Source organism: Sulfuricurvum sp., assembly GCF_028710345.1.
Lineage (GTDB): Bacteria > Campylobacterota > Campylobacteria > Campylobacterales > Sulfurimonadaceae > Sulfuricurvum.
This window is the reverse complement of the sequence record NZ_JAQTUH010000004.1, coordinates 264,472-272,672: the sequence shown is the minus strand read 5'-3', so window position 1 is coordinate 272,672 and position 8,201 is coordinate 264,472. Positions and strand designations below refer to the sequence as shown.

Below are 8,201 nucleotides of genomic sequence, written 5' to 3'. Positions count from 1 at the left end.
CAACAACAAGAGGCGGAGATTCAACACAAAGCTTCGGTGATAGCTTCATTGCGAGGGCAAAAACAAGAGCTAGAGAGTCAACTCAGTAATGCCCAAGAAGTACAGGCACAAGCGGAACAACAAATGACTATTCTCCAAGAGGAGATAGCAAGTCATGAAGCACACAATATAGCACTTCAAGCTACCAACGCAGAACAAGCACAAGAGCTCGAGAGAAACAGTGAACACGTAGCACAACAAAACGAGACACTGCAACAACAAGAGGCGGAGATTCAACACAAAGCTTCGGTGATAGCTTCATTGCGAGGGCAAAAACAAGAGCTAGAGAGTCAACTCAGTAATGCCCAAGAAGTACAGGCACAAGCGGAACAACAAATGACTATTCTCCAAGAGGAGATAGCAAGTCATGAAGCACACAATATAGCACTTCAAGCTACCAACGCAGAACAAGTAATAAATCTTCAAGATTTAAATATGCATTACAGAAAAAAACAGGAAGAATTGCTATTGCTTCGATCAAAACTTGATGAAGTATTGGAACATTTAAATACGATTCAAGAGAGTAAGTGTTGGATATATACCAAACCATTACGTGATTTACAAAAAGTGATAAAAGGATAACCCTTGTTAAAGAAAAAAAATAATCAAAAAAAAATGACCCTAAAAGAACAGATTATAGCCTCCAAATTATTTGATAAATCTTTTTATTTAGACACATATCCTGATGTATTACTATCGGATATTACTACTTTAGACCATTTTTTATCTATTGGCTTAACTGAAAATCGTCAACCAAATGCAATGTTTGATACACAATGGTATAAAAATCATTATAACGATATTGCAGAGCATAGCATGAGTGCCGTAGAACATTTTGTGAAATATGGAGAGGCTGAGAATCGTTTTATCAATCCTAAAGAACAGTCTGCTTATAGAATTATCGATGAAAGTGGTTTGTTTAATGAAACATACTATATTTCAACATATACTGATTTAACATCACATAAAACGGCTGGGAGAAGTTTACTTCTCCATTTTATACGCTATGGAATCTATGAAAATCGTAAACCTAATCAAGACTTCGATCCACAATGGTATAAAAATGAGTATTCTGATGTAAGCGCAGATGGGGCAAATCCGCTAGTGCATTATATTTTATTCGGTCAAGCAGAAGGACGTAAAACTAACGGGTTGCAACAAATGGCTAACGCATCACAGGGTCTTGTTGATACTGTCATGGACAAGGATGCTTCAATTAAAAATTTAATTCTAACAAGTGGTTTATTTGATGAAGAATTTTATCTAAGGACAAACCCTGATGTTGGTATAACCGATATGTCTGCAATAGAACACTACTATGCCATTGGGATGAAAGAAGATAGAAATCCCAATAATTCATTTGATGCCAAATGGTATAAACAACATCATGCCGATGTCAATGCTAACGGGGCATCTCCTCTAATCCATTATATTTTATTTGGCCAAACTGAAGGGAGACAGATAAACTCTGGAAACATTGTTTCTAATACTCTTCAATTGTATGTAAAATATTCATCCGATCCGGTAATAAATACCATATGTGAATCAGTTACTTATGATGATTTGGACAATAATGAAAAAAATACATATACGAAAATCGTTGAAAAAAATATTGATTGGAGCCAATATTTCAGCTTAAACACCCATTCATATGTAAGCAGTGACCCTATTATTGATTATCTAAAAAATTGGAGTCAATTTACTCCGCTTGTCCCTCTTTGCTTTGATACCAATTATTATCTTACATCCTATCCTGATATAAAAAGCTCAGGTCTAAACCCGCTATTACATTATCTTAATCATGGTAAAAACGAGGGGCGGGTTGGTCTATTCGATGAGAAAAAATTTCTCAAAAAAGGGAATTTAGAATTTAATCCTTCAAAAAAAACAATCATTTTTGTCTCCCATGAATCATCTGCTACAGGCGCACCGTTATTAGGTTACAATATAGCTGATAGATTAGCAACACACTATAATATTATTCATATGATATTACGAAAAAAAGAGATTCATAATGTTTTTTTAAATAGCTGTTTTCTATTAATTGATGGATTGGAAAAAGTATCAAACACTACCTATGTATATATTTTAAAAAAACTATCTGAATCTTATGATATTAGCTGTGTTGTACTTAATTCCATAGAAACCTATTCAACACTTCAAGCTTCATTTGAAGTAATGCTCCCTACCGTCTCCTTAATACATGAATTTTCAGAGTACACCAGACCTATTGGTAAAATGACCAATACGTTGAAATTTGCCTCTGAAGTAATTACCCCTGCCAATATTATAAAAATGTCTCTATTAGATGAACTTGAAAAATTAACCGGAATTACCAATGAAGTTAATCATATTTCTCAATTCCCGCAGGGTAAGTTGCCATTTCTTCCTGATAGCTATGGCGATGATGACACTTCTGAAAAGTTACTCAAAACATTTGGTATCAAAACGAAAAGTGATACCAAGATCATCGTCGGTTCAGGATATGTGCAGATCAGAAAAGGGATTGATTTATTTTTATATATAGCGCGATATATCAAACAAAAGTACAAAGGGGATTGTAAGTTCGTATGGGTTGGAGATGGCTTTAACCCCGAAGTCGATATGGCATATTCTGTTTGGCTCAAACGGGAAATCAAATATTTAGGACTTGAAAATGATATGTTTTTTCTGGAACATCAAAAGAGTTTGGATAATATTTTTAAAATAGCAGATATCTTTTGTTTAACATCACGCATGGATCCATTTCCAAATGTGGTGATTGACGCCATGGAACACAATTTACCGATTGCATGCTTTAAAGAAGCATCCGGATCAGTAGAATTCTTAGAACAACACAACGGTGAATGTATCATTGCCAACTTTTTGGATACTCACGAAATGGCAGAGAAAATTGTTGAGTACTTTCAAAGCAATAAACCAAAAAACAACACAAATGCTGAATTGGTAAAAAATAAACTTGATTTTGATGAATATATTGATTCCATAAACAACCTTATCAACAGAGCATCAAAGCTGCAGCATTCACATTTAAAATCTATTGAATTCATTCAAAATAATAAAATTTTTGATACTGGATATTATGGGTTGTCTCAGGATGAACGGCTCTCAATCATGTACTATGTCTCCCTCTATCACAAAGGACTTCATAAAATGAATCCGAATCCACTACCAGGATTTTCTCAGGGAAAATGGTTAATGGAGCATAAAGCAAATCCATATTTTACCCCTCTTGAAAGTGCTATTGCCAGTGGTAATCCTTATACCCATGATTGTAGAATAGTCCCTGTTGAGCAGATCGGTGAAAAGATTGATTTTATCTATGCGGTTCATTTACATCTATTTTATATTGACTTAGCAGATGTTTTTGTCCACTATTTTAAAAACTTACCGGGTACTTACGATCTCTTAATTACTGTTGTGAAAACAGGAGTAGAAGAGATTGTAAAAGATGCTTTTGCAGAGTGTAGCGCACGAGATATAAAGGTTGTTTTTGTTGATAATATCGGTAGAGATTCCGGTCCGCTCTATTTTGGATTAAAAGATACGATACTAAACAGTGACTATGAAGTTATCGGTCATTTTCATAGTAAAAAATCGTTTGACATTGAAGGGGGCATCGGAGATCGATGGAGAACTTTTCTGATGGAAAACCTAGTTGGAGATGCTGATGGAGCGCAAAGCGTACTCTCTATTTTTAATGACCAAAAAATTGGTTTGGTGTTTCCTGATGATAACCATGTTATTGATATCGGTGAAAATAAAGAATATATGGATGGGTTGTGTACAATGTTGAATCTACCAGAAATCAACGAAACACCGATTTTTCCGATAGGTAATATGTTCTGGGCTCGCGTAAATGCCATCAAAGATCTCTTTTATTTGGATAAAAATGCGATACTCCAACCCGAACCGCTACCATATGATGGATCGTATATGCATGCTATCGAGAGAATCACCCCTGCTTTAATCGAAGGCAGGGGATACACATACGCCACAGTGTATAAAAAGGGGACGAAATGGTAAAAAATAAAATAACATACAAGGTAGGACAGAGTTTATGAACTATACAGAAGAGAATGCAAAAAAGATTGAAACAACAGCTCTTAAAAATCAGTCAAATGAATTATTTGAAAAAATAAATTTGATCTCTTTGGGGGAAACGGCACTAAGTACTATCATACCAACTCGATGGGGAATAGTCAAAACGAAAGAAGAGGGACGATTACCTTTAGTTTTTGATTCTGCTATCCATTTTGGACAATCGGTATTGAATATTTTGGAAAACAAGTTTGAGGGTTGTGCAAATGAAGAAAATTTTCACTATTCCACAGAACATAAAATATGGAAAAATACAAAATACTCTATTGTTTTTAATCATTCTCGTGATTTCAGTGGGGATGACCTTCAAAAACTAATAAAACTTTACACAAAACGAATAGAAAATTTCACCCAAGTGCTGAAAAACAAGAAAAAAAGTTTCTTTCTTTACAGCACAATTAAAACAGATTTTTCCGATTTTGAAGGATTAAAAAAAGCATTATCTCACTACAGTAACGATTTTCATCTTATTATTGTAAATCACAGAAATATTTTACTAGATATAAAAGATCCACTGATAACCATTATTGATGCTCCTTTCCCTAGCGAAGAATACACTTGGCACTTGCCATCTTGCTATTTATCTGATGAGGGGATAGCATTCGAAGAAACACTTATTTCACAGGTAATTGACGTTATTCAATCTGTTGTTGTTCCAGTAGAATTACCCAAAGTAAGCACACGACGTAGGTCTAAAAAAGCAAAAGCTAAAAAATAATAAACAATGTAAAATCTGTTTACATTGTATTAAAGACATGATAGAATATATAATTATAATGAAAAAATGATACATCATTACGTCATAGATGATTATATAAATTTTGATTAAAGAAGTAAAATGGGAAAAATTCGCCTAATATTTCATATAGGTGCAGGGAAGACGGGAACCTCCTCTATTCAGCAAACACTAAAGGCGCACTCAAATTTCCTTAAAAAACAAGGGATATGGTATGTAGGGTTAATGCTTGAGGGGGCAGAAGAGCGGATATACGATTGGCAAAGAGCTGCTGCTATAGAAGATTTTCATGCGCTAACCGATGAAGAAATAGATGAGCAGCTGTTAGAAGTTTTTAAATCTATACTTTCTTCAGCAAAACGCAACAATATTCATACCATCATTTGGAGCAATGAATCATTTTACAGCAGAAACCAAAGATTTCATCCTTGTTTGAAAAAAATAGAACAGTTGGGTATTGATATTGAAATTGTAGCGTACGTCCGTAGATATGATTCTTGGTCACGTTCAGCATACGCCCAATGGGGAATCAAACATAAAACGTATATGGGTGAAATTCGTCCATTTAAAGAGTGGATTAAAGCCCGTATGCCAAACTTTTATACACCGCTAAAAATTATTGAAGATGAATTTCCGGGGCAACTAAAAGTTCGAAACATGGATGCAGTAAAAGATGCTGTTAAGGATTTTTTACAATTATGTGATATCGATCCTGATAAATTTGAAAACATCCGATCCAATGAATCTCTGAGCAATGAAGAGCTCTTTTTACGAGCTTTGTTTAACAATCGCTACGAAAATCCTGTTTTACCAGATCAATTTGATCGCGTTATTGCCAGCAAAGCCACTTATGAAATCTCACCTGCTGAATACATGGCAACGCTCCTGCCTCAAAGCGATGATATGCAAATGGTCATGGAAGCAACCGAAAATGACCGAACATTACTCAATGAGCTTTTAAAAGTACAAGGTCAAGAACCGGTAAAAGGGTCTGCTTCTGCTATTAAATCCGTAGAGGTGAATAGTGAAAAGTTATTGTTTGGGCTATGTGAAATTATGCTTCAACAATCAATCCGAATACAAAGGCTTGAAAAAACTTTGCGTGAAAATCATATTGTATTAAAATGACAAATATCATCAAAAAAGAGAGATGCATCATTCATATAGGGATGCACAAAACAGGTTCTAGTTCTATACAAGAAACTTTATATAAAGAACTTCGAAATGAATCATTTTTTTATCTTGATTTAAATCATTCAAATCATGGCCCTAGAATATACAGCTTATTTTCTAGTAACCCTAAAGAATTTCATATACATAAAAAATTGGGGTACGGAGATGATGAAATCAGCGATTTTAATGCTGATACATTGCTAATGCTACATAAAAGTCTAGATAGTTCTACGGTAAAGAATATGATAATTTCAGGTGAAGGCATTATAAATTTAGATCCAGAAGGTTTAGTAAAGCTACGTTTATTTTTAAGTGATTTTTTTAAAGATATTCAGATTGTAGCATACGTACGTCCACCGTATAGCTATATCGAAAGTGCTTTTCAGGAAACTTTAAAAGGTTTTACTAAAACATTTGACCCCCAAGTTTTTTACCCAAATTATCGTGAAAAATTTGAAAAATTTGATATAGTATTTGGTAAAAATAATGTAACTTTATGGAAATTTGATCCTAGTTTGTTACGAGACAATGATGTCGTTTCAGATTTTTTCTATCATTTAGATATTAATCTTGATAAAAGCAAGATAATTCGTGCAAATGAAGCAATGTCAAAAGAAGCGGCGAGCTTATTATTTTTATTAAGAAAATTTAATTTTGAATACGGAAAAGGTACGCATGATATAAAGGTAAATAGACATTTAGTTTTGCACCTTCAAAAAATTGGACGCAAAAAATTACGCTTTTCTAATAAAACTATAGTGCCTGTTTTAGAACTATATAAAGAAGATATTTCTTGGATGGAAGAACGTCTTGGTAAAAGCTTGTATGAAGAGCGACAATATGAAGAGGGTGAGATAGCTTCAGAAGATGATTTACTACATCCCGATCCTGCAAGTATCCAAAAGCTCATAGGGATGATCAATGAAAAATATATCCCTAATGGTGTTCGAGGCGAGTCTCCATTAGAGATAGCCATGCTCGTTCAATCATTACGCCACCAAATATCCAATCAACTACTCAATCCCACAAAATCATCTACAGAACCATATCAAGATTGCCAAAGTAATGAAGTTTTATGCGGTGAAAAAGGGTATTTATTTTTACTGACTGGAAAGCAGAGGCTAACCAAGTTTTTTACAGGTGAGCTAGAACCTGAGCAAAAATCTATCATCAATTTTTATGAAAACATTACGACCAGAAATCAAATATGTAACGATAAAGGAATTGAGTATAAACATTTTATTTTTCCTGAAAAGCTCTATGCTTTGCGTCATTTAACAGAAATACCTGCGACTTCATTGTATAAAAAACACTATAAACAAGAGTGTTTGGATAGAAATTTGCCGATTACCTATTTCGAGTTTGATCCTGAAAATGCGGAGCGCTACTTCACCAAAACCGATACCCATATCAACCATTACGGTAATATTGAAATTCTTTTTCAAATGATTCGGTGCACAAAATCAGAAGAAGAGCAATACAAAAATTATGCACAAAACAATATTCGACTTAAAACAGATTTTGTTGGTGATTTGGGTGTTAAACTAACCCCAAGTCACTCTGAAACCATTGTTCAATACAATATTGACAAAAAGACTCTGTATGTGACGAATGGATTGCAAATAGGAAATAATGGCAAACTTGACATCTTGATTAATGAAGAGGCGCTGTACGAGAAAAAACTGCTTATTTTCGGAGACTCATTCTTTAGACCCTTACTAAAAAATCTATCCTATTTTTATAAATATATTGTATGGTGTAGAAGCCCCTATTTTCATAACGAGGTTTTTGAAGCGTGTTCACCGGATATTGTTTTTAGCGGAAATGCGGAGCGTTATCTCTCCAATGTAACCCCCGATAACGAACGTTATAACTTTTTCGCTTGGCCATTGATTGAAAATCGGGGTGTCCTCCCTGAAGAAGGCTTTTCTGACGCAATGAAACAAGTATTTAATTTAAAAAAATTAGGATTTACTGTATAAATATGATTGAAAAAAAACAATGCTGCATTATTCATATAGGGATGCATAAAATTGGCTAATAACGCGTTGACCCCTGAACAAACCATCAATTAAAAATATCTTTGGTGAATCCGCCGATGAAATCGCAAAATTAGTAGAAATTTTACGATATGAGTTGTCAAAAGCTTTTT

The 8,201-nt window shown here is 34.2% G+C and carries 5 protein-coding genes; all 5 read left to right on the top strand.

Annotation, left to right across the window (positions count from 1 at the left end; genetic code table 11):
- Nucleotides 1-621: hypothetical protein (locus PHC76_RS07575; RefSeq protein ID WP_299970284.1), on the top strand; the 621-nt coding region annotated here is incomplete at its 5' end.
- 3 nt (nucleotides 622-624) lie between these two features.
- The gene (locus PHC76_RS07570; RefSeq protein ID WP_299970281.1) at nucleotides 625-4,065 is read left to right on the top strand and encodes a rhamnan synthesis F family protein; all 3,441 of its coding nucleotides are present in this window, start codon (nucleotides 625-627) and stop codon (nucleotides 4,063-4,065) included.
- A gap of 34 nt (nucleotides 4,066-4,099) precedes the next feature.
- Entirely contained in the window at nucleotides 4,100-4,858 is a 759-nt protein-coding gene (locus PHC76_RS07565) for a hypothetical protein (protein WP_299970279.1), read from the top strand.
- Between the two features lie 120 nt (nucleotides 4,859-4,978).
- Nucleotides 4,979-6,004 carry a hypothetical protein gene (locus tag PHC76_RS07560; protein ID WP_299970276.1) on the top strand — a complete coding sequence of 342 codons (1,026 nt, stop codon included), beginning with the start codon at nucleotides 4,979-4,981 and terminating at the stop codon, nucleotides 6,002-6,004.
- On the top strand, nucleotides 6,001-8,031 hold the full coding sequence (locus tag PHC76_RS07555) for a hypothetical protein (protein WP_299970273.1): 2,031 nt from the start codon (nucleotides 6,001-6,003) through the stop codon (nucleotides 8,029-8,031). Before PHC76_RS07560 ends, PHC76_RS07555 begins: the two co-directional genes overlap by 4 nt.
- Nucleotides 8,032-8,201 lie beyond the last annotated feature (170 nt).